The sequence below is a fragment of the Leucobacter sp. M11 genome (genome assembly GCF_035726885.1).
GTDB lineage: Bacteria > Actinomycetota > Actinomycetes > Actinomycetales > Microbacteriaceae > JAPFRB01.
The window spans coordinates 283,723-284,472 of the sequence record NZ_JAPFRB010000005.1 but is presented as its reverse complement, the minus strand read 5'-3'; the positions used below and the strand labels follow the sequence as shown (position 1 = coordinate 284,472).

Here is a 750-nt window from a genome sequence, read left to right as displayed (position 1 = left end):
TCCCGAACCAGCTCGACGGGGGCCTGCAGGTCCTTGGCGCGAACGAAGAGCTCGTCGGGGTTCGTCGCCGCGAGCGCGCCGAGCTCGACGATCTGGCGGCGGATCGTGCGGATGTGCAGGGTCGCCTGCGAGACATCCCCCGTGCCGGCCTCCCCCTTGGATCGGATGAAGGCCGCGCCCTCCGCGATCCGGCGCAGGGCCTCGCCGAGGTTCGTTGCCCCGCACACGAAGGGGACCTCGAAGGCGTGCTTATCGATGTGGTGCTCGTAATCAGCGGGGCTCAGCACCTCGGACTCGTCAAGGAAGTCCGCGCCGAGGTGTTGCAGGATCTGCGCCTCAACCGCGTGCCCGATCCGCGCCTTTGCCATCACGGGGATGTCCACGGCGGCGATGATGCCCTCGATGAGCTCCGGGCTGCTCATCCGGGCCACACCGCCCTCGGCGCGGATGTCGGCGGGCACCCGCTCCAGGGCCATCACGGCAACAGCCCCGGCGTTCTGCGCGATCACGGCCTGCTCCGGGGTGACGACGTCCATGATGACGCCGCCGCGGAGGTGATCGGCGAGGCCGCGGCGCACGCGGTCGGCGGGGGTCCCGGCAGGCGCTGGGCGGGAAACGGGGGACGTGGGGTTCGTTGCAGTGGTCATGCTCCCATCCTGTCCGCGCCCAGTGGCCTAAACCAGAGCCACTTAATCGAAAGACAATTAGGCCATTTTTGCCGGAGGTGCCAGGCTGGTCGCATGACTGCAT

The 750-nt window shown here is 68.8% G+C and carries 1 protein-coding gene; it reads right to left on the bottom strand.

What is annotated here, in order from left to right:
* Positions 1-647 (bottom strand): pyridoxal 5'-phosphate synthase lyase subunit PdxS (locus OOT08_RS16700; protein ID WP_325093953.1); only part of this gene is annotated, 647 nt, incomplete at its 3' end.
* Between the last annotated feature and the right edge of the window lie 103 nt (positions 648-750).